Source organism: Metabacillus litoralis (genome assembly GCF_003667825.1).
Lineage (GTDB): Bacteria > Bacillota > Bacilli > Bacillales > Bacillaceae > Metabacillus > Metabacillus litoralis_B.
On record NZ_CP033043.1, the window covers coordinates 3,404,297 to 3,429,948 of the forward strand.

General features: G+C 37.9%; 27 protein-coding genes. 2 read left to right on the forward strand and 25 right to left on the reverse strand.

Annotated features, from left to right (window positions below; translation table 11 throughout):
- Positions 1-19 precede the first annotated feature (19 nt).
- The 6 genes from whiA to D9842_RS16885 form a co-directional block, all read right to left on the reverse strand.
- The gene (gene whiA / locus D9842_RS16860; RefSeq protein ID WP_121663498.1) at positions 20-970 is read right to left on the reverse strand and encodes a DNA-binding protein WhiA; all 951 of its coding nucleotides are present in this window, start codon (positions 968-970) and stop codon (positions 20-22) included.
- 33 nt (positions 971-1,003) lie between these two features.
- Positions 1,004-1,963 carry a gluconeogenesis factor YvcK family protein gene (locus D9842_RS16865; RefSeq protein WP_121663499.1) on the reverse strand — a complete coding sequence of 320 codons (960 nt, stop codon included), beginning with the start codon at positions 1,961-1,963 and terminating at the stop codon, positions 1,004-1,006.
- A gap of 2 nt (positions 1,964-1,965) precedes the next feature.
- Positions 1,966-2,871 carry an RNase adapter RapZ gene (gene rapZ / locus D9842_RS16870; RefSeq protein WP_121663500.1) on the reverse strand — a complete coding sequence of 302 codons (906 nt, stop codon included), beginning with the start codon at positions 2,869-2,871 and terminating at the stop codon, positions 1,966-1,968.
- 89 nt (positions 2,872-2,960) lie between these two features.
- Complete coding sequence (locus D9842_RS16875; RefSeq protein ID WP_098797864.1) at positions 2,961-3,428, reverse strand: 8-oxo-dGTP diphosphatase; 468 nt, start codon at positions 3,426-3,428, stop codon at positions 2,961-2,963.
- A gap of 380 nt (positions 3,429-3,808) precedes the next feature.
- Entirely contained in the window at positions 3,809-4,759 is a 951-nt protein-coding gene (trxB, locus tag D9842_RS16880) for a thioredoxin-disulfide reductase (RefSeq protein WP_121663501.1), read from the reverse strand.
- A 236-nt stretch (positions 4,760-4,995) separates the two neighbouring features.
- Positions 4,996-6,444 (reverse strand): tetratricopeptide repeat protein, encoded by a 1,449-nt coding sequence (locus D9842_RS16885; protein ID WP_162987467.1) that lies wholly within the window; start codon positions 6,442-6,444, stop codon positions 4,996-4,998.
- A gap of 158 nt (positions 6,445-6,602) precedes the next feature.
- Between D9842_RS16885 and D9842_RS16890 the strand changes: the two genes are divergently transcribed.
- The gene (locus D9842_RS16890; protein ID WP_121663503.1) at positions 6,603-7,613 is read left to right on the forward strand and encodes a DUF3231 family protein; all 1,011 of its coding nucleotides are present in this window, start codon (positions 6,603-6,605) and stop codon (positions 7,611-7,613) included.
- An 82-nt stretch (positions 7,614-7,695) separates the two neighbouring features.
- On the opposite strand, the gene hisIE is transcribed toward D9842_RS16890, so the two are convergent.
- The 14 genes from hisIE to D9842_RS16960 form a co-directional block, all read right to left on the reverse strand.
- A complete protein-coding gene (hisIE, locus tag D9842_RS16895; RefSeq protein ID WP_121663504.1) occupies positions 7,696-8,316 on the reverse strand; it encodes a bifunctional phosphoribosyl-AMP cyclohydrolase/phosphoribosyl-ATP diphosphatase HisIE in 621 nt (206 codons plus the stop codon).
- Positions 8,313-9,071: an imidazole glycerol phosphate synthase subunit HisF gene (hisF, locus tag D9842_RS16900; RefSeq protein WP_121663505.1), complete on the reverse strand. Its 759-nt coding sequence runs from the start codon at positions 9,069-9,071 to the stop codon at positions 8,313-8,315. Before hisF ends, hisIE begins: the two co-directional genes overlap by 4 nt.
- A complete protein-coding gene (hisA, locus tag D9842_RS16905) occupies positions 9,068-9,805 on the reverse strand; it encodes a 1-(5-phosphoribosyl)-5-[(5-phosphoribosylamino)methylideneamino]imidazole-4-carboxamide isomerase (protein WP_121663506.1) in 738 nt (245 codons plus the stop codon). Before hisA ends, hisF begins: the two co-directional genes overlap by 4 nt.
- On the reverse strand, positions 9,802-10,431 hold the full coding sequence (hisH, locus tag D9842_RS16910; protein ID WP_162987468.1) for an imidazole glycerol phosphate synthase subunit HisH: 630 nt from the start codon (positions 10,429-10,431) through the stop codon (positions 9,802-9,804). Before hisH ends, hisA begins: the two co-directional genes overlap by 4 nt.
- A 2-nt stretch (positions 10,432-10,433) precedes the next feature.
- Positions 10,434-11,024: an imidazoleglycerol-phosphate dehydratase HisB gene (gene hisB / locus D9842_RS16915; protein WP_121663508.1), complete on the reverse strand. Its 591-nt coding sequence runs from the start codon at positions 11,022-11,024 to the stop codon at positions 10,434-10,436.
- 15 nt (positions 11,025-11,039) lie between these two features.
- Complete coding sequence (gene hisD, locus D9842_RS16920) at positions 11,040-12,308, reverse strand: histidinol dehydrogenase (protein WP_121663509.1); 1,269 nt, start codon at positions 12,306-12,308, stop codon at positions 11,040-11,042.
- Positions 12,309-12,312: 4 nt separating this feature from the next.
- On the reverse strand, positions 12,313-12,942 hold the full coding sequence (hisG, locus tag D9842_RS16925; protein ID WP_121663510.1) for an ATP phosphoribosyltransferase: 630 nt from the start codon (positions 12,940-12,942) through the stop codon (positions 12,313-12,315).
- Between the two features lies 1 nt (position 12,943).
- A complete protein-coding gene (locus D9842_RS16930; RefSeq protein WP_373995077.1) occupies positions 12,944-14,110 on the reverse strand; it encodes an ATP phosphoribosyltransferase regulatory subunit in 1,167 nt (388 codons plus the stop codon).
- A 1,170-nt stretch (positions 14,111-15,280) separates the two neighbouring features.
- Positions 15,281-15,805, reverse strand: a complete 525-nt coding sequence (locus D9842_RS16935) for an acyltransferase (RefSeq protein WP_121663511.1) — start codon at positions 15,803-15,805, stop codon at positions 15,281-15,283.
- A 1-nt stretch (position 15,806) separates the two neighbouring features.
- Entirely contained in the window at positions 15,807-16,448 is a 642-nt protein-coding gene (ppaX, locus tag D9842_RS16940; protein ID WP_121663512.1) for a pyrophosphatase PpaX, read from the reverse strand.
- Complete coding sequence (locus D9842_RS16945; protein ID WP_121663513.1) at positions 16,438-17,385, reverse strand: nucleoside recognition domain-containing protein; 948 nt, start codon at positions 17,383-17,385, stop codon at positions 16,438-16,440. Before D9842_RS16945 ends, ppaX begins: the two co-directional genes overlap by 11 nt.
- Before the next feature lie 30 nt (positions 17,386-17,415).
- Positions 17,416-18,234 (reverse strand): prolipoprotein diacylglyceryl transferase, encoded by an 819-nt coding sequence (lgt, locus tag D9842_RS16950; protein WP_121663514.1) that lies wholly within the window; start codon positions 18,232-18,234, stop codon positions 17,416-17,418.
- A gap of 160 nt (positions 18,235-18,394) precedes the next feature.
- Entirely contained in the window at positions 18,395-19,330 is a 936-nt protein-coding gene (hprK, locus tag D9842_RS16955; RefSeq protein ID WP_121663515.1) for an HPr(Ser) kinase/phosphatase, read from the reverse strand.
- Between the two features lie 275 nt (positions 19,331-19,605).
- A complete protein-coding gene (locus D9842_RS16960) occupies positions 19,606-20,910 on the reverse strand; it encodes a diguanylate cyclase domain-containing protein (RefSeq protein WP_162987469.1) in 1,305 nt (434 codons plus the stop codon).
- A 190-nt stretch (positions 20,911-21,100) separates the two neighbouring features.
- On the opposite strand from D9842_RS16960, the gene D9842_RS16965 reads away from it, so the two are divergent.
- A complete protein-coding gene (locus tag D9842_RS16965; protein ID WP_121663517.1) occupies positions 21,101-21,658 on the forward strand; it encodes an N-acetylmuramoyl-L-alanine amidase family protein in 558 nt (185 codons plus the stop codon).
- Between the two features lie 26 nt (positions 21,659-21,684).
- On the opposite strand, the gene D9842_RS16970 is transcribed toward D9842_RS16965, so the two are convergent.
- The 5 genes from D9842_RS16970 to D9842_RS16990 form a co-directional block, all read right to left on the reverse strand.
- Positions 21,685-23,193, reverse strand: a complete 1,509-nt coding sequence (locus D9842_RS16970; protein ID WP_121663518.1) for a metallophosphoesterase — start codon at positions 23,191-23,193, stop codon at positions 21,685-21,687.
- 347 nt (positions 23,194-23,540) lie between these two features.
- Positions 23,541-23,903 (reverse strand): phage holin family protein, encoded by a 363-nt coding sequence (locus D9842_RS16975; protein ID WP_121663519.1) that lies wholly within the window; start codon positions 23,901-23,903, stop codon positions 23,541-23,543.
- Position 23,904: 1 nt separating this feature from the next.
- On the reverse strand, positions 23,905-24,099 hold the full coding sequence (locus D9842_RS16980; protein ID WP_121663520.1) for a PspC domain-containing protein: 195 nt from the start codon (positions 24,097-24,099) through the stop codon (positions 23,905-23,907).
- 16 nt (positions 24,100-24,115) lie between these two features.
- A complete protein-coding gene (locus D9842_RS16985; RefSeq protein ID WP_121663521.1) occupies positions 24,116-25,195 on the reverse strand; it encodes a DUF4097 family beta strand repeat-containing protein in 1,080 nt (359 codons plus the stop codon).
- Between the two features lie 30 nt (positions 25,196-25,225).
- Positions 25,226-25,549: a magnetosome magnetite crystal formation protein family gene (locus D9842_RS16990; protein ID WP_121663522.1), complete on the reverse strand. Its 324-nt coding sequence runs from the start codon at positions 25,547-25,549 to the stop codon at positions 25,226-25,228.
- Between the last annotated feature and the right edge of the window lie 103 nt (positions 25,550-25,652).

Genomic DNA, 25,652 nt, shown 5'->3' on the forward strand with positions numbered 1-25,652 from the left:
TTCTTTAGTTTTTTTATATTTATTTTAATGATAACGGTTGACCAGTTCTTAATTGCTCAGCTATTTGATCTAGCTTACGTAGTCGATGATTGATACCCGATTTGCTGATGGTACCACTTGATACCATTTCACCTAGCTCTTTTAACGTGACATCTTGATATTCGACTCTTAGCTTGGCGATTTCTCTTAGTTTATCCGGTAAAGCATCTAAGCCTATTTTATCATCAATAAAGCGAATATTCTCTACCTGTCTTAGTGCGGCACCAATTGTTTTGTTAAGATTGGCTGTTTCACAGTTCACCAAACGATTCACTGAATTTCTCATGTCACGAACAATGCGAACATCCTCAAATCGAAGTAGCGCTTGATGGGCACCAATGACATTTAAAAACTCTGTGATTTTTTCTGCTTCTTTTAAATACGTGATAAAGCCTTTTTTACGCTCTAACGTTTTGCTATTCAAATCAAATGTATTCATTAACTCACAAAGAGAATCGTTATGCTCTTTATATAGTGAGAAAATTTCAAGGTGATAGGATGAGGTTTCCGGGTTATTAACGGAGCCTCCAGCAAGAAATGCGCCTCTTATATAAGAGCGTTTGCAACATTTCTTTTTCACAAGATTTTCAGAAATACTATGATAGAAGGTAAACCCTTCATCTAAAATATTCAGATCCTCTAGTATCGACTTGGCTTCATCAACAAGTCTTACGATATAAACATTGTTTTTTTTCAAACGCATTTTCTTTCGAACAAGCAGCTCTACTGATACTTGATATTGCTTTTTTAACAAAGTATAAATTCTTCTGGCAATCGCTGCATTCTCTGTTTGAATATCTAAAACCAGCATTTTGTTTGAAAATGACAGTGATCCATTCATACGAATTAAAGCTGATAACTCAGCTCGTAAGCAGCACGGTTTTAGTTCTAAATTCGTTAATTCTTTTTTCGTTTCAGATGCAAATGACAACTCTGCACCCCCATTCTTTACCTGGAACCCGTGTTAGTCTTCTTGAAGAATTCCATATAATAGCTTTGCAACTTTATTTGTGTCATGTCGAATGACACTATTCTCATAACAAACAATATTGTCTGTTATCACTTCAAGACCTAGTAATTTTAACCTTTCAATATCATAATGAACAGGCTTCGCAAGCTCCTCCTCATATAATGACTTTATGTTCTCAGGTATTTCTTCTTCATTTACGAGAATGGTATCAATAAATGATTCATTCATATGCTCATACAATGCTTTCACATGGTCACTTGCAGAGTAATTTAATGTTTCCCCCGCCTGTGTCATCACATTGCAGATATATACCTTTTTCGCTTTTGCTTTGCAAACTTCTTCTCCTATTTTCGGTACAAGAAGATTCGGTAGGATACTTGTGTACAAGCTGCCTGGACCAATGACAATTAAATCAGCTTCTCTGATCACATCAATTGTTTCAGGAAGAGGCTCAATTTCGGTAGGACTCAAAAACACCTTTTTAATTCTTTTACCTGAGAAAGGAATTTTTGATTCTCCTGATACAATTGTGCCATCCTCCATTTCTGCGTTTAACACAACACTAGAATTAGCAGCTGGTAAAACTTTTCCACGTACATTTAAGACAGTACTCATTTCTTTGATTGCATGAACAAAATCACCAGTAATATTCGTCATAGCAGCTAAAATGAGATTCCCTAAGGAATGGCCAATGAGATTATTCCCTTTATTGAAGCGATGTTGAAATAGTTCTTCAACAAGTGGTTCAACATCAGATAAAGCAGCTAATACATTTCGTATATCTCCAGGAGGTGGAATGTTCAACTCATTTCGGAGCCTGCCCGAGCTCCCGCCATCATCAGCAACAGTCACAATGGCCGTAATATCAACAGGAAAGTGCTTTAACCCTCTTAATAAAACGGATAACCCTGTACCGCCCCCGATAATCACAACTTTAGGCAAATGTTCTGTCATGCTTAGTGATTCTTTCTCTTCTCAATATCTCGGTGTGAGACTTGAGTATGATAGTCTTGGTGAAAATGTTTTGCAAGATATTCAGCGAGTGTTACTGAGCGATGTTGACCTCCTGTGCAACCAATCGCAATAACAATTTGACTTTTTCCTTCACGTTTATAATAAGGCAGCATGAACGTGAGCAAATCTATAAGCTTTTCAAGAAACTTTTGTGTTTCATTCCACTTTAACACGTATGAAGAAACCTCTTCCTGCAAGCCTGTTTTTGGCCTCATATGTTCTATATAATGAGGATTTGGTAGGAAACGAACGTCAAAGACAAGATCAGCATCGATTGGGATTCCATATTTAAATCCAAATGATGTTACATTCACGGTAAACGTGTGCTGAACACTTGATGAAAATTGTTTAAGGATCTTTTCACGTAGCTCTCTTGGCTTTAAATCTGATGTATCATAAATTAATTGAGCTCTACCCTTCATTTCTTCTAACAAATCTCGTTCTAAGCCAATCCCTTCTAATGGAAGACCTTTAGAAGCTAAAGGATGGGAGCGTCTTGTTTCCTTATATCTTGTGACAAGAGTAGAATCTTTTGCATCAAGGAATAAAATATGGGGAGTTACCCATGAGTTTTCCGGTAGATCATCAAGTGCTTTAAACAAACTATCGAAAAACTCTCTTCCACGAAGATCCATAACTAATGCAACTTTATTCATTTTAGAGCCAGATTCTTTCATTAACTCCAAAAACTTCGGTAAAAGGGTTGGCGGCAAGTTGTCCACACAGAAGTAACCTAGGTCTTCAAAACTTTGAATGGCTACTGTTTTTCCTGCGCCAGACATACCAGTAATAATAACCATCTGTACATCTTGCTGTGAAAATTGCTGCTCATTCTGCTCGACACTCATTAATCTCTCCTCCTCTCGTTTTCCTGCTACATGTAACGTATCATAAATGTATTCATTTCTTATAAAAGCTTGTAAGTAAATATGACGGTTTATTGTGGATCCAAGCGATAAGATAATAGTTCAAAATCTGGAGTATATGTAAAGGTCCCGTAAAGCATTCCAGTACCTTTCATCACATAATCCAGGATGTGGTGGTCTCCTGGTGCCATCGGTAACTCCTGAACCGCTTCTTTATCATGCCATTTAATTGTTCCTTCTTCTGATTCTCCTACATTCGTTCCTTGATAATCAGTTGCTAAGAAGGTAAACATCATCCATTCTGAAACAATATCTTTTCCATCTTGTATGATGAACGTAAAAATACCTTTTAATTGAGGGTTTTTTATATAGATTCCTGTTTCTTCCCTGTATTCACGTGTGACAGTATCCTTCACAGATTCCCCCAGTTCCATTTTCCCACCGGGAGCTACCCACCAACCTCTTCTAGGCTTTTGCAGGAGAAGAACCTTGTTTCCTTCCATTAAGACGCAGTTGGTTACTCTTTGCAAATTCTTCACCTCTATTATTCACATGACATTGGAATTTTCCTCATTTTATCTCGATCTTTACTTTTGTTTATTATACTATGTTCAAATTATGTATACAACGAACACGATTAGCTTTTCATTTGGTAAAAAAAGAGGAATTTACTATATGTATATACGGATAAGATGGAAATCTGTTTCATTTTTTTTAAAAAGAAATAAAAACAGGTTGAAGAACAAAAAAAGGGAGCACGGGAAAGGGCGCCCATGCTCGAAATTAAGTCTATTTATAAAAGGGGGTCAATTACTATTTATATAGTACCTCATAATTGTTTCACTCATGTTACAGGAGAGTTAAAACACAATTACGAAATTGTTAACCGCCATTCGACATTCTTTTACGTTTGAAATAATTATTTACTTACTTTAAGCTTTTCAACAAGCTCTTCTACATAGTGTTGAGCACTTTGTGCCGCAATACTACCGTCACCTGTAGCTGTCACAATTTGACGGAGCATTTTTTCACGGATATCTCCAGCTGCAAAAATCCCCTCAACTCTTGTTTCCATACGGTCATTTGTTTCAATATAGCCCATTTCGTTCGTAATCCCAAGGCTTTCAAACGGCTTTGATAGTGGAACCATTCCGATATAAATGAACACACCATCTGTTTTGAATTCTTGTTCTTCTCCATTTTGCGTGTTCACTAAGGTCACTTTGCCAACCTTGCCGTCTACATCATGAATTTCTTTTACTGTATGATTCCAGATAAAGTCGATCTTTTCATTATCAAATGCACGCTGCTGAAGAATTTTTTGCGCTCTTAATTCATCACGACGGTGAACAATTGTAACCTTTGAAGCGAATCGAGTTAAATAAACACCCTCTTCAACTGCTGAATCCCCTCCGCCAACAACGACTAATTCTTTTCCTTTAAAGAAAGCACCATCACAAACTGCGCAATAAGATACGCCACGTCCACCTAGTTCTTTCTCTCCAGGAACACCGATTTTTTTGTATTCTGCACCTGTTGCAATAATGATTGCTCTTGTTTTATATTCTTTTTTCCCAGCTTTTACTGTTTTGTATTCTTCACCATCAATAATTTCCTGAATATCTCCGTACGCATATTCTGCACCGAATTTCTTCGCATGATCAAACATTTTCGTTGATAATTCTGGTCCTAATATATGATCAAAGCCCGGATAGTTTTCAACTTCCTCTGTGTTTGCCATTTGGCCGCCCGGTACTCCACGCTCAATCATTAACGTTGATAAATTTGCACGAGACGTATAAACAGCAGCTGTCATTCCAGCGGGACCTGCTCCTGCAATAATGACGTCATAAATTTTTTCTTCTGACACGTTGTTCACTCCTTAAAATGACCTTTACTTTGATTATCTGCCAATACGAGAAGACACATACACCCTTTTCCTACCGTCTTCATCATTTTGCCTTATAGACATCGTATAAAATATAGTGAAATCATGCCATATTTTTGCTCATTTGTGGAGCACCAAGATGAATGTATTGATTTTCATGAACATGATTCCTTACATCTCCAACAAAAAACCCGCCTTCTCTCAGGCAGGTTTTATCATTAAGCTAAAATACTCTTCACAAGCTTTACATACTTCCCTACAGACGATACCGATGTGCCGTACTCAGAAGCAATAACAGTTTGTGTAATTGACTGGTTTGCTTGGCTTCTCCATACATAGTCCAGAGCAGCAGCCCAGCCTTGGTAGTTTTTTAGCGAGTAATTTTGTTTATAAGCTTTCATTAAAATACGGAATGAGAACAAAAATAATTCATCATGCTCGGAATGCACGAATAAAGACTCTGCTATTTGATAGAGAGACGAGACCTGATCATATGAATCAAAGTGTTTAGATAAGGCTAGTTTGATAAACTCTTTTTCTAGCTGTGATTGTGGGACAGCTGATGATTGATATTCATATAGTTGATCGAGATTTTTTGTTTGTATGGCCAAGAAAATCGCGTATAGGCGCTCTTCTAGTGTCATATTGCTCACTCGCTGATTTGAATCTGCGTTCAAATTCCACGGCTCAGAGCCTGCTTTATCTTTATTTTCCTTTAATACTCGCTCCCACATTTGCTCAGAGAATGATACATTTCCTGTAAAATAAGCTGCATATGACAGCCAATAGTAGAATACCTCATCACCTTCGTAGCCTTGTTTGTGTAATGAACGAAGCCATTTGTATGCTAAAGGATAATAACCAACTAAAGCGAATGTTGCCCCTAATTTATAGCGATGTTCGAATAAAAGCGGGTGTACAGTCGATAAAGTATTTGCAAGCTCCTCAACCTTGTCATCCTGGCGTTCATAATAATAGAATACTAAAAGATTACAATAAGCATGTAAATTGCCCGGATTCCGTTCAAGGACAGTTTGCAGGTACTCTTTAGCTTTTTCCACTTCCCCTACATAAAAATAGGCTAAAGATAAGTTGTTGTGTGCTGACCAAAATTCAGGGTATTCAGCAACAATTTCTTCTAGAAGTAAAATCGCTTCTTCAAACTGACTTGTTTCAAGTAGTGATTTTGCCGCATCCTGTTTTAAAATTAAATCATCAGGATCTTTTAAAAATGGCTCTTCATCATCATCTTCCATCGTTAAAAGATCAATCAGATCTTCATTTTCTTCAGTAAACTCACCATATGGCTCTTTATTTGCATATTCAGTCGCACACTTGTAGGCTTCCTGAAACAATCCAAGATGTGCGTAATTATTTGCCATTAAATAATGACATTCCGTCATATCCTGATCAAGCTCTTCAAGTATGTGTGAAAGCAATTCATTTGATTGGCTGTATTTTCCCATATCTGTATAGATGGCCGCTAGCTGAGACAGCTTCATTGAGTCATTCGGATCTAACTCAATGCTCTTCTGTAAATATTTACTTGCCTTTTGATAGTTATATTCACGGTAAGCCTTGAGGCCCTTATTATAGTAATATTGTCCATCTTGGAGAAACGGGACAACCTGTGCTCTTTTTTGTTGTTTGCTCAATTGTCTTCCCACTGAGATCCTCCATTTCATTAAATTCCCGTACGTAAGTATACCATAAGTTTATAGTTCTAAATAGATATTTATTAAGCCCTTTCTCACATTTAATGAATTACAAATATTTACACTTCAATTGTTTATACTAGTACTAACAAACAAGGAGGATCGGGACTATGGATAAAATGGAACATCATATCGACTTAACATCAGCAGAGCTTGCTGCGCTGTGGACATCCTATATGACCGAGAGTGCATCGAATCCAGTATTGAAGTATTTTAGCAAAATTGTAGTAGATGAAGAAATAAAACAAGTAATTAACTTTAGTTTACAAAAGTCTACTGAACATCTTTTAACATTAAAAGAGATTTTTAATAAAGAGAACTACCCAATTCCCATTGGCTTTTCTGATGAAGATATTAACTTTGATGCGCCGAGATTATATTCTGATACGTACATGCTTTACTTTATTCGCAACTTGGGTAAAGCTGGAATTGCTGCAGATGGAATGGCATTTTCTATGAGTGCTAGAAAAGATATTAGGAACTTATATTTTCATTATTTGGTTGAAGCAGCACAGGTAGAAGATGTTGCAAAAGAAGTTATGCTCTCAAAAGGACTTTATATTCGCCCGCCGTACATCGCAGTTCCAGATCATCCTGATATGGTTAAAAAGCAAAGTTTCCTACGAGGTTGGTTTGGTGAACGAAGAACATTAACAGCAGATGAAATTGCCCACATCTACATGAATCACACAAACAACGCAAACGGAAAAGCCTTGTTAATTGGGTTTGCCCAGACAGCTGGTTCTGAAGAGCTTAGAAACCACTTTGTAAGAGGAATTGATTTAGCAAAGTCCATTATGGAATCTTTACGGCAAATTTTAGAAGAAAGCACACTTCCTTCCCCAATGACATGGGATACAGAAGTAACAGATTCAACGGTTGCCCCTTTTTCAGATAAACTAATGTTATTTCACGTTATGTCATTAAACGGGATAGGTTTGGGGAATATTGGGGGCTCGCTAGCTTTATCGTTTAGACGTGATGTAGCTGCAAAATACTTAAAAATGATGAAAGACATAGGATTATATGCAGAAGACGGTGTAAATATCATGATTAAAAATGAATGGTTTGAGAGGCCACCCCAGGCTATTGATCGAGAAAACTTATCTAAAAAAGACTAACCAATAAGCAGGAAAAAGCAGGGCACACAGCACATCCCCATATATAAAGGCAATCGATGTTAAACCGATTGCCTCACTGACTTTATTTTGACGCATGTCTCTCCTCTAATACCTTTAACACGTCATCTAAAGGTAGCTTCTGCTCTCGTAATAAAACCATTAAGTGAAATAGCAAATCAGCCACTTCCCATTTCAACTCATCATGGTCACGGTTTTTAGAAGCAATAATTACTTCCCCTGCTTCTTCTCCGACCTTCTTCAAAATTTTATCTACACCTTCAGTGAATAAGTATGTTGTATAAGATCCTTCCGGCAGCTCACTTTCACGTTCAGCAATTAATTTCTCTAATGTATTTAAAATCTGGAAACGGTCTTGAGCAGGAGAAACTTCTTGTTTCTCAATTGTTTCACTAAAGCATGTATATGCACCTGTATGACATGCTGGACCTTGAGGCTGAACAAGGACAAGAATGGCATCTTGATCACAATCATATCTCATTTCAACCACTTTTTGCGTATTCCCAGACGTTGCACCTTTATGCCAAAGCTCTTGTCTAGAACGGCTGTAAAACCAAGTTTCCTTCGTATCCAACGTTTTTTGTAAGGATTCTTCGTTCATATAAGCTAGTGTTAACACTTCTTTACTTGCCGCATCTTGTACGATTGCCGGAACCAAGCCATTTTGGTCAAATTTAACGTTCATCGTACATTCACCCCCTGTTGATCTAAGTATGCTTTTACTTCTTTAACCGACGTTTCTTTGTAATGAAAAATCGAAGCAGCTAGAGCAGCATCTGCTTTTCCTTCTTGAAAAGCATGTAAAAAGTGCTCGGCATTTCCAGCTCCACCTGATGCAATAACTGGAACAGTGACCGCTTCACTAACCGCTTTATTTAAGGCGATATTAAAGCCGCTTTTTTCTCCATCACTATCCATGCTTGTGAGAAGAATTTCCCCAGCACCACGTTTCACAGCTTCTTTTGCCCATTCTACCACTTCCCAATGTGTCGCATTACGACCACCATGAGTAAACACTCTCCAGCTGCCTAATTCTTCATCAAATTTCGCATCAATTGCGACAACGATACACTGAGAACCAAAGAAACCTGCTCCCTCTGTAATAAGCTCAGGATTTACTAAAGCTGCTGTGTTTAAAGAAACCTTATCTGCACCTGCACGTAGAATTCGCTTCATATCTTCTAGTGAGTTAATTCCTCCACCAACTGTAAAAGGAATTGCTAGCTGAGCGGCAACCTGTTCAACAACATCGACCATTGTTTTTCGACCTTCATGTGAAGCAGAAATGTCTAAGAAGACTAATTCATCTGCCCCTTCTTGATCGTAAAACTTCGCAAGCTCAACCGGATCTCCTGCGTCTCTTAATCCTAAAAACTGAATTCCTTTTACAACTCGTCCTTCTTTTACATCTAAGCATGGTATGATCCGTTTAGTAATCATGATTGTGTTCCTACCTTTAAAGCATCAGTAAGAGAAAACTGATTTGTGTATAGCGCCTTTCCTACAATCGCACCCGCAACACCTTCTTGCTGATATTCAGCGAGAGTCTCTAAATCTTTTAATGAGCTTACCCCACCAGAAGCAATCACTTCTTTTCCAGTTGCTTTCGCCATCTCAACGACCGCTTCCACATTAGGTCCAGAAAGCATTCCGTCTGTTGCGATATCCGTAAAAATAAATATTTCAGCACCTGCAGCAGCAAGCTCTTTTCCAAGATCTGTTGCTTTTACAGTTGATGTATTCAACCAGCCCTCTGTTGACACATAACCATCTTTCGCATCAATACCAATTGCAATTTTTTCTCCATATGCAGCGAGCATTTTTTTCACAAAATCAGGATTAGAAATGGCCGCACTACCTAAAATCACTCGGTCAACTCCGTTTGAAAGGTAGAACTCTACATCTTCCTCCGTACGAATGCCCCCGCCAATTTGAATTTTAGCTGATAGTTTCGTAGCTGCATCAATGACATGCTGATGATTAACAAGCTTACCTGCTTTCGCTCCATCTAAATCTACCATATGAATCCAGCTTGCTCCTTGGTCATCAAACGTCTTCGCCATATCAAAAGGAGAATCACCATAGACCGTTTCCTTGTTATAATCGCCTTGAAGCAATCGCACGCATTTGCCACCGCGCATATCAATTGCCGGATAAATAATAAATTGGCTCATCGTTTTTCTCCCTCCACAATGTTGATATAATTTTCTAGTATGCCCAAGCCAAGCTCACTGCTTTTTTCCGGATGGAATTGCGTTCCATACACATTACCACGTCCAACTACGGCCGGTACTTCCACACCATAGCTTGCTGTTGCTAACAATGTGTCTTCTTCAGCTGAATCAACATAATAAGAATGAACAAAATAAGCATAACCACTAGAAAGACCTGCAAGTAACGGACTTTCATTTTTCATATTTAAGTTGTTCCAGCCCATATGTGGCACTTTAAGCTGTTCACTTCCTGCTGCCTCAGGAATTCTAATTACTTTACCAGGTAGGAAAGCAAGTCCCTTCGCCTCCCCATTCTCAATACTTTCCTCAAAAAGCAACTGCATCCCTAAGCAAATACCTAACAAAGGTTTACCTTCTTCTACAACTTTTTGAATAAAGCTTGTTAAGCCTGTTTCATTTAAAATGGACATTGCATCCTTAAAAGAACCTACTCCAGGTAAAATGTAGCCGTCAGCTTTAGCTAGTTCCTTTTCATCACTTGAAAGAATATAGTCAGCATTCATACGCTCCAACGCTTTACTTACGCTGTATAAATTACCCATTCCATAATCAATAATCGCGATCATGCCTATAACATCCCTTTCGTTGAAGGAAGTACCCCTTCCATACGCGGGTCAATACTAGTTGCCTCATCTAATGCTCTCGCTAATGCTTTAAAAATCGCTTCAATAATATGGTGTGTGTTATGACCGTAGTGAACAATCACATGAAGATTCATACGTGCTTCAAGAGCCAGCTTCCATAAAAATTCATGAACATTCTCGGTATCGAATGTACCGACTTTAGTGCTTGGCAGCTCAGCGCGAAACTCAAGATGCGGACGGTTACTCAAGTCAACTACAACCTGTGCTAACGCCTCATCCATTGGAACAAATGCATTTCCGTAACGTTTAATTCCACGTTTATCGCCTAACGCCTCGCGCAATGCGTTACCAAGGCAAATGCCAATATCTTCTGTCGTGTGGTGATCGTCAATTTCAACGTCTCCATTTGCATTTACTGTTAAATCAAATTGCCCGTGCTTTGTAAAAAGGTCAAGCATATGATCCATGAATGGCACATCTGTTTTAAGAGATGATTGACCCGTTCCATCTATATTAAAAGACAGTGAAATTTGCGTTTCTTTTGTTTGACGTTCAATCGAAGCTGTTCTTGACATATTCATTTTTCCTCCTTATTTAAGTCGTTCTTCCATTGCCCGGGCATGTGCTTCTAAGCCCTCTAAGCGTGCCAGCTTTGCAACTTTTGAATAGTTCGTTAAAAATGCTTTTTCACTATAAGAAATGATGCTTGATTTTTTCACAAAATCATCAACATTTAATGGACTTGAAAAACGTGCTGTTCCATTCGTTGGCAACACATGGTTAGGACCTGCGAAATAATCACCAACTGGCTCAGAGCTATAACGTCCAAGGAAAATGGCTCCAGCATGACGAATATCATTTAAGCTTGCCAATGGATTTACCGTTAACACTTCAAGATGCTCAGGAGCTAGCTCATTGACAACCGCAATGGCTGTTTCCAGATCATCCGCAACATAAATGTGACCGTACGCTTCAACTGATGCCTTTGCAATTTCTTTTCTAGGAAGAGTTTCTACTTGCTTTTCCACTTCCGCTTTTACTTCTTCAGCCTGCTTCATTGATGTTGTGACAAGAATACTAGATGAATTTTTATCATGCTCAGACTGTGAAAGGAGGTCGGCTGCAATTTCATTTGGTTTAGCTGTTTCATCCGCTAGTACCACAATTTCACTCGGACCTGCGATCATGTCGATATCAACAATGCCGAACACTTCACGCTTCGCAAGCGCAACAAAAATGTTACCAGGACCCATAATCTTATCAACTGCCGCAATCGTTTCCGTTCCATACGCTAACGAAGCAATGGCCTGTGCGCCACCAACTTTGTATATTTCAGCGATACCAAGCTCCTTTGCCGCAACTAAGACGCCTGCTGGAAGTGTTCCTAGCTCATTTGGAGGAGAAGTGATCACAATTCTTTTCACCCCAGCAACCTGCGCTGGAATGACATTCATTAACACAGAAGATGGATAGGCTGCTGTCCCACCTGGCACATAAACCCCAACTGCATCTAGAGCTGTAATTTTCTGTCCAAGCATCGTGCCGTTATCATCATAGCTGATCCAAGATTCTCTTTTTTGCTTTTCATGAAATGCACGAATATTAGCTGCAGCTTCACGGATAATTTCAACTAGCTCTTTATCAAGAGCTTCGTATGCACCTGTAAATTCCTCTTCGGTTACTTTAAGATTTGGCAATTTTACACGATCAAATTTTTCTGTGTAAGAAAAAAGAGCTGAATCTCCTTCTTCACGAACTGTCGCGATAATTGACTGAACAATTTTACGTTGTTCCTCTGTCCCTGTATCAATCGTTCTTCTGAGTGATACTTTTTTGTCTGTAATTTGAGTAATCTTCATCCTCTTATCCTCCAATTACTTTCGATAGACGTTCCACTAGCTCATCAATCGGTTCATCCTTCATACGATAGCTCACCGGATTTACGATAAGACGTGATGTAATATGACAAATATGCTCAAGCTCAACCAAACCATTTTCTTTTAGCGTTCGCCCTGTTGAGACAATATCAACAATTCGGTCAGCTAAGCCAATTAAAGGAGCAAGCTCAATTGAACCATTCAGTTTTATAATTTCAACCTGTTCACCTTGCTCACGGAAATAGCTTGAAGCGACTTTTGGATATTTTGTTGCTACTTTTGGTGCAACATCTGATAGTTTCGCATTAGGGAGACCAGCAACAGCTAAGTAGCATTCACTAATCTTCAGATCCAACACCTCATACACATCGCGATCTTCCTCAAGCATAACGTCCTTTCCAGCAATTCCAACATCAGCCACACCGTGTTCAACATACGTGACAACATCCATTGGCTTAGCCAGGATAAAGCGAATATTCTCATTTGGAACATCTAATATTAATTTTCTTGATTCATCAAACTCAGGAGGAAGCTGATAATTAGCTTTACGAAGCATATCTGCTGCCTCTTCAAAAATTCTTCCCTTTGGCATCGCAATCGTTAATAATTGGCTCATCCTACAGCTCCTCCTTTCTTGATCCGATAAAATAGCTTACTTCTTCAAATTTCTTTGTATAGGCATCAACATCTTTAATACCTGTGATATCCTGCATCACTACTCGTTTGCCGTCTTCACGTAGTTCTGTTGCAAACGAAATCGCTTCAGCACGTCGTTCTTGGCTATAAATTACGCATTGAAGCTTAGCCTCTTCTGTTTCATTAAGTGCTTCAATCAGTCGATCAAGGTGAAGACCGAAGCCTGTTGCTGGAGCAGCACGATTGAATTTCTCAAATAAGTGGTCATAACGCCCACCATTTCCGATGATGAAACCAACATTGTCCGCGTACACCTCAAATAAAACACCCGTATAATAGCTCATATGACTCACAATATTTAAATCTAGCTTTAAGTAGTCTGTTACCTGATATGCTTCAAGCGCATTCCATAATTGAGAAACTTCTTCTAATGAACTTCGTGCTTCTTGAGAGGTAACAAGCTCCTTCGCCTCTTCTACCTTCTCGATCCCACCACGTAATTTTAGTAAAGTAAATAAACGTTCTTTATCAATTGATGATAATGGCAACCCCTTAACATGCTCACGATAGCCAACATAATTTTTCTCATAAAGAAAACGTCTTAACACGTCTGCACGTTCTTGATTGCCAAGCACCTCTTTGAATAAGGCATTGGCATACCCAATATGACCAATTGCAATTTTAAAGTTCTTAAGTCCTGCTTTCTTTAAAACAGAGATCATTAAAGCAATCGCTTCAGCATCTGCGCTCGTAGTTCCGTCACCAATTAATTCAACACCCACTTGTTCAAACTCAGCTGGGCGACCACCTTCGTTCTGCTGTGCACGGAAAACATTGGCAGAGTAAGCAAGGCGTTGTGGATAAAGATTATTAAATAATTTCGATGCAGCCACACGTGCAATTGGTGCTGTCACATCCGGACGCAGCACTAAAGTATGACCTTGTTGATCTAACAATTTAAAAAGCTGCTGATCTAAAATCGCAGACTGAACTCCGACTGTTTCGTAATATTCAAGAGTTGGTGTTTCAATAAATTCAAAACCCCAAGCTTCTATTTCATTCGTCATCGCACGACGAGTCTTCTTCTTCACTTCATATAAATTTGGTAATGTATCAACCATTCCAAGCGGTTTTTCAAACATAAACATAAGAGTCTGTACCCCCGTCATTGATTACTATCATTAATTTTCAGAATCCTTTACTTCGCTAATATGCTAATATACTACCAAAGTGAAGGAACTTTTTCAAGGAAATCATTCTTATTTTGGATATAAAAGACTTTTGATTTCACGCGCTATTCTGACTTTTTTAGTTAAACAAACGTTTAATTAAATGTTAATAGAGTGATGAATTGCCTCGCGGTGGTGCTATTTATTGGACTTTTCTCTTTATGAAGATTATTTTTCGTGATTGCTGTTCCTGGTTTGGTTTTTATCGTGTTTATGAAGATCATTTTTTGTGGTTACGGCTTCTGGTTTGGGCTTCTTTACGTTTATGATGAACATTTCTCATGCTTGCGGCTTCTGGTTTGGGCTTCATTTCGATTATGATGAACATTTCTCGTGCTTGTGGCTTCTGGTTTGGGCTTCATCTCGCTTATGATGACCATTTCTTGTGCTTGCGGCTTCTGGTTTGGGCTTCATTTCGATTATGATGACTATTTCTTGTGGTTACGGCTCCTGGTTTGGGCTTCATCTCGCTTATGATGACCATTTCTCGTGCTTGTGGCTTCTGGTTTGGGCTTCATCTCGCTTATGATGACCATTTCTTGTGCTTGCGGCTTCTGGTTTGGGCTTCATTTCGATTATGATGACTATTTCTTGTGGTTACGGCTTCTGGTTTGGGCTTCATTTCGATTATGATGAACATTTCTCGTGCTTGTGGCTTCTGGTTTGGGCTTCAGCACGCTTATGAACGACATTACCATTACTTCCACCCTCTGTTTTGTCGTTCATCACTCTTATGAACGACACTACCATTACTTCCAACCTCTATTTTGTCGTTCATCACCCTTATGAACGACACTACCATTACTTCCAACCTCTATTTTGTCGTTCATCACCCTTATGAACGACACTACCATTACTTCCACCCTCTATTTTGTCGTTCATCACCCTTATGAACGACACTACCGCTACTTCCAACCTCTATTTTGTCGTTCATCACCCTTATGAACGACACTACCATTACTTCCAACCTCTGTAATGTCGTTCATCACCCTTATGAACGACATTACAACGACTTACACACTGAGATTTGTCGTTCACCACCAACAAAAAGCACTCCAAAAGCTTGTCCATCTTAAAAAGAAAAGACCACTAGTCTTGACTAGCAGCCTCTTCTCCCCTGTTTGCCAGCTCTTCTTTTGTATAGATGATTCTCATGGGGTTGCCGCCGACAAATGCTCCTGCTGGGACATCTTTATGGACAAGAGTTCCTGCAGAAACGATGGCGCCATCCCCGATGATGACACCTGGTAAAATCGTTGAGTTAGCACCGATTAGTACTTCGCTCCCAATCTCAACATCTCCGAGGCGGTATTCATTAATCAAATATTCGTGAGCTAAAATCGTGGTGTTATAGCCGATTACGGTGTTCCGCCCAACCGAAATTTTTTCTGGGAACATCACATCTAGCATGACCATGAGGGCGAATGATGTTTGATCGCCAACCTTCATCTGCAAAAAATTACGGTACAGCCAATTTTTCATTCCTAAAAACGGTGTATACCTCGCAAGCTGTATGACAATAAAGTTTTTAACAACCTTCCAAAATGGCACGGTTTTATAGACATGCCATAATGAATTTGCTCCTGTGACAGGATATCGAGTTGTTCTTCTCACCTTATTCCACTCCGACTATTGGTAATAAATCGCTCATTGTTTCAAGTAAGTAATCGGGATTGTGGCTGCTAATGTAGTCTCTTCCTTTAATGCTCCACGCAACTCCCGCTGTTTTAGTGCCAGCATTTTTACCAGCTTCCACATCATGGTGATTATCTCCGACCATAATAGCTTCCTCAGGTTTTGATCCTAACTGCTCTAACGCTTTTAGAACTGGCTCTGGATGTGGTTTTGCATTTTCTACATCATCAAGCGTGACAACCACATCAAAAAACTGATCAAGCTTTGTTAATGTTAAGCCCATATTCACGGTTGCACGAATTTTCGTTGTGACAATACCAAGCTTAAAGCCTTTTTCCTTCAGAGTTTTTACCGTTTCAAAAACTGTCTCATACTCTTTTACAAGAACATCATGCTGTTCATGATTAAATTTGCGGTATACTTTCACCATTTCTTCTACTTTTTCAGGATTAATGCTATTGAACGTATCATAAAGAGTTGGACCGATAAATGGTAACACATCTTCTCTTTTATATTGATCCGGATAATAAGAATGTAATGTATGGAGAAAGGATTCAATGATTAATTCATTTGTATTGATTAATGTTCCGTCTAGGTCGAATAAGAGTGTATTAATTTTCATATGTCGCTTCCTTTCGTCTTGGTGCTGCTTCAAGCTTACGCCAAATTGCGGCAACTGTTATTGTTAAAATGATGGCTACTGATAAACGAATAGCTAGCAATGGCCAAACTGGAATGCCAAGTGGAATGAAGATTAATGTATCCTCAACAACTGCATGACAGGCTACTAGAAAAATAAAGGCTAATGTTAAATCTTTATAGCTAACACCATCTTCTTTTACCGCCTGAATCATCACACCTGCTCCATACGCTAAGCCAATTGTAAGGCCTGCTACTAATGTCATCGATGTGTTTTCTTTCATTCCGAGCATCCGGGTTACAGGTGCCATCCATCTTGTAAATACCTTTAATAAACCTAAGTCTTTCATATATTGAATCACAATCATTAGAGGAATAACGATAAGTGCTAATTGAACAACCCCTAGAGCAGCCTTTTGGATAGCTAATCCGATAATCTCAAACCATCCGTTTGGAACTACAGCCGTTTGACTAACAAATCCGTACTGAGCCATCTCACTTCCACCTTGCCAAACAAGGTTAATGATGATCGCAGAGCTAAAGGCAAGGCCAAGCCTGACAAGCAAGATAATCCAAAGCTTCAACCCAACCTTCGCCGCAACAGATGATTCCACTAAAAGATTGTGTGAAAATGAAAGCATTGTGGCTAGTATAAATACTTCTTTTACACTTAAATCTAAAGAGAGAATTGCACCAATTCCGGCATAAAGATTAAGGAAATTTCCGATAACCAATGGAATTGCCGCTTCTCCTGAAAGCCCGAAAATCCCCATTAGAGGCGAAATAAGCTGAACAATCCAATCAAGGATTGGCGTATACTGCAGCAAGCTCACGACTAATGTTATGGGAAAAATAACCTTTCCCAGTGTCCAAGTTGTTTGTAAGCCTGATTGCAGACCGTTTTTAAAGCTTTTTCCCATTTCAACCCTCTCCCTTGATGTTTAGCAAACTTATTGAGTCGTATCTAAATATCTTACTTTAGAATAGCCTTTTAAACGTCTGAAGATGATGATCCCCACAGCAACTGCAACAAGAACAATTGAAATAACTTGCGCAATTCTTAACGTTTCTGTCAGCATTAAGCTATCTGTTCGAAGTCCCTCAACAAAGAATCTTCCTACTGAATACCAAATTACATATGTTAAGAAAAGTTCCCCACGTCTGAAATTTGCTTTTCTTAATAGCATTAATCCGATAAATCCAGCTAGATTCCATAATGATTCATATAAGAATGTCGGATGATAATATTGACCATTAATATACATTTGGTTCACAATGAAATCTGGTAAAAACAAACCTTCTAAAAATTCTCTTGTAACAGGTCCACCATGTGCTTCTTGATTCATAAAATTTCCCCAGCGTCCAATTGCCTGCCCAAGAATAATACTTGGTGCTGCAATATCAGCTAGCTTCCAGAACGAAAGCTTTTTCACTTTTGCATAAACTGCTCCAGTTATAAACGCCGCGATTAATCCACCATGAATGGCGAGACCGCCATTCCAGATTTTTATAATATCGCCCGGGTTTTGAGAATAATAATCCCATTGAAAAATAACATAATAGGCTCTTGCTCCTAAAATGGCAATTGGAATCGCAAACAGAACAAGATCAACAAATGTGTCTTTATGCAGCCCGCGTCGTTCACTTTCTCTTACAGCAATAAGTAAGGCAAGCAATGCTCCCAAGCCGATGATCACACCGTACCAATGTACTTGAATCGGACCTAATTCGATTGCTATCGGATTTAGTGGCTTAATACTTTCTTCCATATCTTCAACTCCCTGCATATGTAGTTTCTATGTATTTCCACCCTTTAATTACTTTGACCAACCATCCTTATTTTACTTTTTATCGACTAAGAATACTACCTTATTATTCCAAAACAATGGAACCGGAGCAATGACTCCGATTCCACATGGTTAGTATTTTTTATTCTTCCTCGTTGTCTCCATCTTCAATCACACCGGCAAGCTTATTTGTAAATTGCTCCGCTGCATTTACACCCATTCGTTTTAAGCGGTGATTCATCGCAGCTACTTCGATAATAACAGATAAGTTACGTCCAGGACGAACAGGAACTGTTAGCTTGGTAATATCTGTATCAATGATTCTCATTTTATCTTCTTCAAGACCTAGGCGGTCGTACTGTTTATTTTGATCCCATAGTTCTAAGTTAATCACAAGTGTAATACGTTTAAAGCTTCGAACCGCACCTGCACCGAATAGTGTCATCACATTGATGATTCCTAGTCCTCTAATTTCTAATAAATGTTCAATTAGCTCAGGGGCACTTCCAATAAGTGTATCCTTATCTTCCTGACGTATTTCCACACAATCATCTGCGACAAGACGGTGACCGCGTTTTACTAGCTCAAGGGCTGTTTCACTTTTACCAACACCGCTTTTTCCAATAATTAGAACACCCACACCATAGATATCAACTAACACTCCATGAACAGCAGTTGTTGGGGCAAGTTTTCCTTCAAGAAAGTTCGTCAAATGACTTGATAAACGGGTTGTTTTCATCGATGAACGTAACACAGGAACTCCTTCACGTTCAGAGGCATCGATCAGCTCCTGAGGAGTTTCCATTTCTCTAGTCACAATAATGGCAGGAGTAATCTCTGTACAAAGCTCGTCCATACGATGCTTTTTCTCTTGCGCGGAAAGCTGGTGAAAAAATGATAATTCCGTCTTACCAAGTAATTGAACACGTTCTTTCGGATAATATGTAAAAAAACCAGCCATCTCAATACCAGGACGTGACAAATCACTTGTTGTAATTGGACGATTTATTCCTTCTTCTCCACTAATCACTTCAAAATTAAATTTGTCAATAAGATCCTTTGTGCGAACTTTTGGCACGGTGTGTCCTCCTTTGTTAACTAGAAAGAAAATCTTTCTATGTTCATTAATATATGTTTAAGTCCTTGCTAGCCTTAAGTTTCTTACACCAAATACTTGTTCATCTGGAAAGAAAGACTTCTTTTTCTATTCTAGCATTAGTATCCTGCTTTCCAAAACTATTTATTAGATAATTAGAAAACTCTCCTACTGGTGAGCCTGCAAGGTGTAGTAGCTACTACGTCGAAGTTAATTAACGTATGAAAAAATGGTGCATTTCATCATGAAATGCACCATCATCTATTAACGAACGAATCACCCCAAAACGTAACATCGTTCTTTCCATTTTCTTTTACTTCATAAAGGGCATGATCAGCTCTTTTAATTAATTCTTCTGATGATAATTCTTCCTCATTATAGATTGAGATTCCAATAGATGCTGTAATATAGATTTGACGATGTTCAAAAACTATTGGTTGTTTTAGCTCAGCTTGAATTTGAGAAGCAATGTTTCGAACAACTTCCTCATCACTTGGAATTGAAACAATAATAACAAATTCATCACCACTTAAGCGGCAAACAATATCTTTATTTCGAATGCTTTTTTGAATTCTTTTTGAGAATTCGATCAAAATGGCATCACCGCCAGCATGTCCAAACGTATCATTTACTTGCTTAAAAGAATCAATATCAAGGTACATTATAGCCATTTCCATTGAGTGGACCTTAGATTTTCTCATTTCGTCTTTTAATAATTCATTAAAATAATATCGGTTTGGCAGACCTGTTAAAGAATCATGAAAAGCTATATTTCTTAATTCTTCTTCATACTTTTTACGTTCACTGATATCTCTTGACACAATAATCGTTCTCTTTTTATCCTCATCAACTACATAAGAACCCCTTAATTCCATCCAAATCAAACAACCACTTGCGTGTTTATAACGAAGCTCTGTTTCTAGAACTGTATTTGTTTTTTCTAGCTGTTCACCCCAGTTCATAAAAGAAAGTATGTCATGTTCAGAAATGAATACCGAAATATGCTTGTCCAGACATTCTACTGAAGAGTACCCCAACAACGGTTCTGAGGAAGGTGAAACATATGTGATTGATTTTTGATCATCAAGAATCATAATTAAGTCTGATGTATGATTGGCAATAAATCTATATTTTTCTTCACTTTCCCTTAACTTTCTTTGGGCCTCAATCTGTTTTGTTACGTCCTTATACATTCCGACCGTGCATACTAGCTCCCCATTATGATTATGCACAGGACAGTAGGAGGATACAATATCAATCACTTTCCCTTCCTTTGTCACCCGTTGCGCTTCATGATATTTGATGATTTCACCTTTTTTCATTCTTTCTAAAAAGCCTTTTTGCTTCTGGAGTGTTGGCAGAATTGGAGGGTGTGGGTTACCGATTAATTCTTCAGTGCTGTAACCAAGAATTTCCTCAAATGCAGGATTTGCTTTTAATAGAGCCCCATCCGGAGCAATTAAAAAGATGGCATCATTCGTATTATTCCAAATGATTTCAAGTTCATCAATGGAGGTAATTTCTTTATGATCGGATACGATGTAACGTTTGTTTGAGTTCAACACAATTCCCCCGTAATTTATGTAAAAAATAGAACGTTAGTTTTTATAGCTCTAATTATAATAAAAAATATCTATAATAGGAAAGTTATAACATGTTAAATTTTAACTTTTTTTCAAATGTCCGCTACTCTAACCTATCAGAAAGTCTATATACACAGTGAAAGAATAAATAAAAATTGGAGGTTTTAGCATGAGGATCATGATTGATGCTGGACATGGCTACAGCACCCCTGGTAAACAAACCGTTGATGGTATGAAGGAATATGAATTTAATCGAGCCGTTGCCATTGAAATGAAAAAAATATTTACAAGCTACCAAGGTGTCACAATTTACTTTTCACACTCAGACGAAAAAGATGTCCCTATCATCGAAAGAACAACAATGGCAAATCAAGCAAAGGTTGATTTATTTGTCTCTATCCATGCAAATGCACATGGCAATGGAAAGGAATGGACTTCTGCAGAAGGAATTGAAACATTTGTATATACCTCTAGACCAAAAACTGCCCTTGGTTTGGCATCAAATGTACAAGCAGCATTAATTCACCGTACCGGTCGAAAAAATCGAGGAGTGAAATCAGCAAGCTTTTATGTTTTAAAAGCAACAAAAATGACAGCCATTCTTTGCGAATGTGGGTTTATGACAAACAAAACAGAGGCAAAGCTATTGCGGACTGCTGATTATCAAAAATCATGCGCCAAAGCAATTGTTGAGGGAATTGAATCATATTATAAGCTTAGAAAGTAAATAAAAAAGTGATGAGATCAACCTCATCACTCTTTTTGATATGCTACCTTCTCACCTGTAAGATGTTTATAGATGTTCACTTCAAAATACGTAGTTGCAATCATCTTCTGCGTTCTCTTCACATTAATGTCCATTGTAAACTGTTCTTTATCTGGATACTTTTCAGGATCATAATAGTGATACTGATTCAAATAAGGGGAATAGGTTTGAACATCAATTGAGTTTGTTTCTTCATCAATATGAAGCAAGCGTAAAAACCCATTTCCTCCTTCTCCACCTTTTTGATAATCCGCAAGAATTTGATATACCTTCCGATCAACATCTCCATCTTGATTATCATCAAGCTCATCAACCTTTAGCTGACTGCTATGGTAATGACCGCATAGAACAGCAACAACATTTTTATTTGGAACAACCACTTTTTCAAATAATTCATTTCCTTCACGACTTCGTTTTCCGTTCTTTTTTAAATACTCATGAAACGAGAGAATCGCTGTTCGATCAGAGTGTCGCTGAAGAACCTTATTCATCCATTTCATTTCTTCTTCCCCAATATCCCAGCCCATATAAACAAAGATATAATCTTTTCCATTTGCAGAAATCAAGTCATAATGACCCAGATTATCATCATAAGAGCCGCCATAATAGGATTTATGCTTAAACCGATGTTCACCAAAGTACTGCTTATATTTTTTGAAATCGTCTCCTTCGTCATGATTGCCCGGGAGAACTCCATAAGGAATCTTCGCAACATCTAATGTATTCATATAAGCACTTGCTCGTTGCCATTGCTTTTCATCATGAGCTTTATTGACAATGTCTCCGGTATGAAACACATAACGGATATTCATCACATCTTTGTTTTGAGCAATCCATTCTGTGATGCTTTTAAAAATGGCGGGATAATCCTGTGCATAATATTGAGTATCTGTCATCCAAACAAACGAATAATCATAGCTTTTTCCATGTTTCGGAAGCTGATCCTGAACAATCACACTGATTCTACGGTCTTGCACGTATTCATCTGCTTTTATCGTTCCATTTAACGCAAATTCTTCATCACTAGCTATCGTACCATCAAGCTCCGTCCACTTTTCATTTGCAACATTCCAGGCATACATGGTAACTTGCCTTCCCGGAAGTGACTTTCCCTCCCAATGAAGTGTTACCTTATCCGCTGGTTTTATATTTCGGTCTACCTTTACGTCAAAGCGGTGATAAGGAAATTTTGTGATAGAGTCTGTTCGATTCACATCACTGTTTTTCTCTATTAGCGAAAGATACTTTTTATAGGAAAACTCTTTTTCACCCTTGGGAGCAAAAACTTTAGGTGGTTCCGTTGATGTTGCATTTTCACTGACCACTAAAGAATCTTGACTAATTGAATTGTACTGATGAGCATGATAGTAATTTTGTACCACACTCACTTCCCTGCTAAGTGAAGGCTGGTACTGATGATCAGAAGGAAATGCTGCAGGTAAAAGAAAGGTCATACAAAGAATTGAGATAAGCTTTTTTAATCGTTGTTTGAACATGCTACTCACCCAGTACTAGTATGTGCAGGATGAGGTAGTTTTACCAAAGGTTGATGAAAGAAGTATTTTTAGGAATTGTCTGTTCAATTCACCTGATAAATCTAACTTCCATAGACTTAGTTGCTATGTAACAGGTTTTGTGTAGGTTGATTTCCGCTCTAGGTTGCTCGCTCCAATCAACCTTAATAAGTTTATTGTTCATAAATATTATTTCGAAAGTTTTCTAACTGAATCTGATAAAATTGGTTTTGATATTTTCTTATATGTTCACCCATTCAATGCCTTGAAAAAACTATGAAAACAACTAAAAAAGAGCAAGACTACTCTCACTCTTTTTAAACAAACGTTTATTTATCCTTCTTCATCGGCTCAATAATTCCCTTTTGAATCAACAAATGAAGAATGGAAATAAAAACAGAGGCTAGTAAAGCTGTACCAAAGCCATCGATAACAAAGGAATCTCCCATTAACCCTTGAGCGATCATAAGAGTTACTGCATTAATAACAAATAAAAACAACCCAAGCGTTAATACCGTAACAGGTAATGTTAATAAAATTAAAAATGGTTTTACTAACACGTTAAGAATAGACAAAAGTAAGCTTGCTCCCAAAGCTGCTGCAACACCACTTAATTGAAACGAATCAAAAAATCCTGCAACAACAATTAATATGAGCGCATTTACTAGAATACTTATAAGCCATCTTATCATCCTAATAATCCGTTTCTTCTGGTATTAAAAAGATCGAGACTATATAAATCAGTGCCAATGGAAAAAATCCAGTAAAGATTAATAAAACAACGAACAATATTCGTAATAGTGATGCATCAATACCTATATAGTTTGATAAGCCTCCAAGTACACCTGATAACTTCCGATCATGACGTGATCGAAACAATCTTTTCATTTTCCATCATCCTTATTTATTTAATTGTAATAGATCCTGTTTTTGAATCTGCAAAAACAGTTAATTTCGCTTCGTGTGCTGTTCGAAATTTCAATTCTTTTTGAATGGTTTCATTCTTTTCAAAGGAAACTTCGACATTCTTTACTTTTGTGGAAAGAGCCCCTAAATTCGACTTTAATTCCCCGATCATACTGGTGTCCTCAGGTACATGAATATCAATGTTACCTGTTGTTGTTTTAGCATAAAGTGTTTCACAATTCTCATCATGTAAAGTGAGCTGCACATTACCATTGAAACTTTGCGCATCCACTTTTTCAGCTGAACCATTAAACTGAATCAAGCCACTAATTGTTTCTGCTTCTATTTTACCAAAGCTCGAGTTTGCTACTTTAATTTGTCCATTCGCAGTCTCAAATTCACCTGTTGTCGCTTTTATATCTGAGAAGGAAAGAACACCATTTGCGGTTTTCGCCTTGATTGTCCCTACTAGTAAACCTTCCCCTCTTATTGGTCCATTAAACAACTTGATCTTTACTCTTTCATAAGATTGCTGCGGCACTCTTATATACACATTGATTTTCATCATTTTTTTCTCTGTAAAGAAAATAAAACGATTTCCTTCCATTTGGCAGTCAACACCTGTTAAAAAGGTTTCTCTTGCCTGTTCATTGTTTTCAACTCGATAAACTTTCACATCACATTCGACTCGAATATCTTCTTCATTCCATGGTTCAATTATGACACTTCCGTTTGGCAAGTGAATATCAATATCCTGAAAATCAGAGTCTTGAAACTGAAAAATATGTTTAAGATCAATAGACTTGCCAAAGTTTAAATCGAGGTCCATATCCTTTACTTTTTTCACAGCAGAATCTACCCAATCCATCAGCTTATTTCCTAATGATTGCTGTTTTGATTCATTTGCGTCATGTTGATCTTGCTTATGATCACCTATGACCTCAGTTGAAAGAGCTGTTATTTTCTGTTCCTTCACTTTTTCTTCATTTTCCAATGATTCTATTAATGAAAGAGCCTCAGCTGCAGATAGTTTCCCTTCTTCTACCAACTTTAAAATTCTTATTTTTTGATCCTTCATGAACATTCCTCCTCAGAAATTTTTTGTTTTTTAATCCCTAATTAAAAGCTGTATTCCTTTTACAATGTTCCAAATCCCAACAATCAAATTAATCAAACCAACAAAAAGAAATCCAAAAATGAAGGTCAAAAATATTCCCTCCTGAGAAGAGTCAGCTCCTGCTGAAAAGAAGAGCACCATGACCACAACGATCACTGACAAAAACGGTATGATATGTGACACGAGTGCTTTTTTCGCATGACTCTTAACTTCCAACTGATCAACAATAAAGTAAATTGCAATCGGTAACAAAAACGGCGCAAAGAACACGCTAAAGTAATTCAAAGCTGCTAAAAATCTATTTGTTTTATCCATTTGTTCTTTTCACTCCCTTATCATTAATACGTATGAAAAGATAAGAGGTTTCAGGCTTTGATATGTATTTTTTCTATTTCCCTCAATTTTTTATGATCTACAT

Coding starts and splice junctions, on each gene's coding strand:
- D9842_RS16865 (WP_121663499.1), bottom strand. CDS start 1,963: ATGACAGAACATTTGCCTAAAGTTGTGATTATCGGGGGCGGTACAGGG.
- rapZ (WP_121663500.1), bottom strand. CDS start 2,871: ATGAGTGTCGAGCAGAATGAGCAGCAATTTTCACAGCAAGATGTACAG.
- D9842_RS16890 (WP_121663503.1), top strand. CDS start 6,603: ATGGATAAAATGGAACATCATATCGACTTAACATCAGCAGAGCTTGCT.
- hisIE (WP_121663504.1), bottom strand. CDS start 8,316: ATGAACGTTAAATTTGACCAAAATGGCTTGGTTCCGGCAATCGTACAA.
- hisF (WP_121663505.1), bottom strand. CDS start 9,071: ATGATTACTAAACGGATCATACCATGCTTAGATGTAAAAGAAGGACGA.
- hisA (WP_121663506.1), bottom strand. CDS start 9,805: ATGAGCCAATTTATTATTTATCCGGCAATTGATATGCGCGGTGGCAAA.
- hisH (WP_162987468.1), bottom strand. CDS start 10,431: ATGATCGCGATTATTGATTATGGAATGGGTAATTTATACAGCGTAAGT.
- hisB (WP_121663508.1), bottom strand. CDS start 11,024: ATGTCAAGAACAGCTTCGATTGAACGTCAAACAAAAGAAACGCAAATT.
- hisD (WP_121663509.1), bottom strand. CDS start 12,308: ATGAAGATTACTCAAATTACAGACAAAAAAGTATCACTCAGAAGAACG.
- hisG (WP_121663510.1), bottom strand. CDS start 12,942: ATGAGCCAATTATTAACGATTGCGATGCCAAAGGGAAGAATTTTTGAA.
- D9842_RS16930 (WP_373995077.1), bottom strand. CDS start 14,110: ATGTTTATGTTTGAAAAACCGCTTGGAATGGTTGATACATTACCAAAT.
- ppaX (WP_121663512.1), bottom strand. CDS start 16,448: ATGAAAATTAATACACTCTTATTCGACCTAGACGGAACATTAATCAAT.
- D9842_RS16945 (WP_121663513.1), bottom strand. CDS start 17,385: ATGGGAAAAAGCTTTAAAAACGGTCTGCAATCAGGCTTACAAACAACT.
- lgt (WP_121663514.1), bottom strand. CDS start 18,234: ATGGAAGAAAGTATTAAGCCACTAAATCCGATAGCAATCGAATTAGGT.
- D9842_RS16965 (WP_121663517.1), top strand. CDS start 21,101: ATGAGGATCATGATTGATGCTGGACATGGCTACAGCACCCCTGGTAAA.
- D9842_RS16970 (WP_121663518.1), bottom strand. CDS start 23,193: ATGTTCAAACAACGATTAAAAAAGCTTATCTCAATTCTTTGTATGACC.
- D9842_RS16975 (WP_121663519.1), bottom strand. CDS start 23,903: ATGATAAGATGGCTTATAAGTATTCTAGTAAATGCGCTCATATTAATT.
- D9842_RS16980 (WP_121663520.1), bottom strand. CDS start 24,099: ATGAAAAGATTGTTTCGATCACGTCATGATCGGAAGTTATCAGGTGTA.
- D9842_RS16985 (WP_121663521.1), bottom strand. CDS start 25,195: ATGAAGGATCAAAAAATAAGAATTTTAAAGTTGGTAGAAGAAGGGAAA.
- D9842_RS16990 (WP_121663522.1), bottom strand. CDS start 25,549: ATGGATAAAACAAATAGATTTTTAGCAGCTTTGAATTACTTTAGCGTG.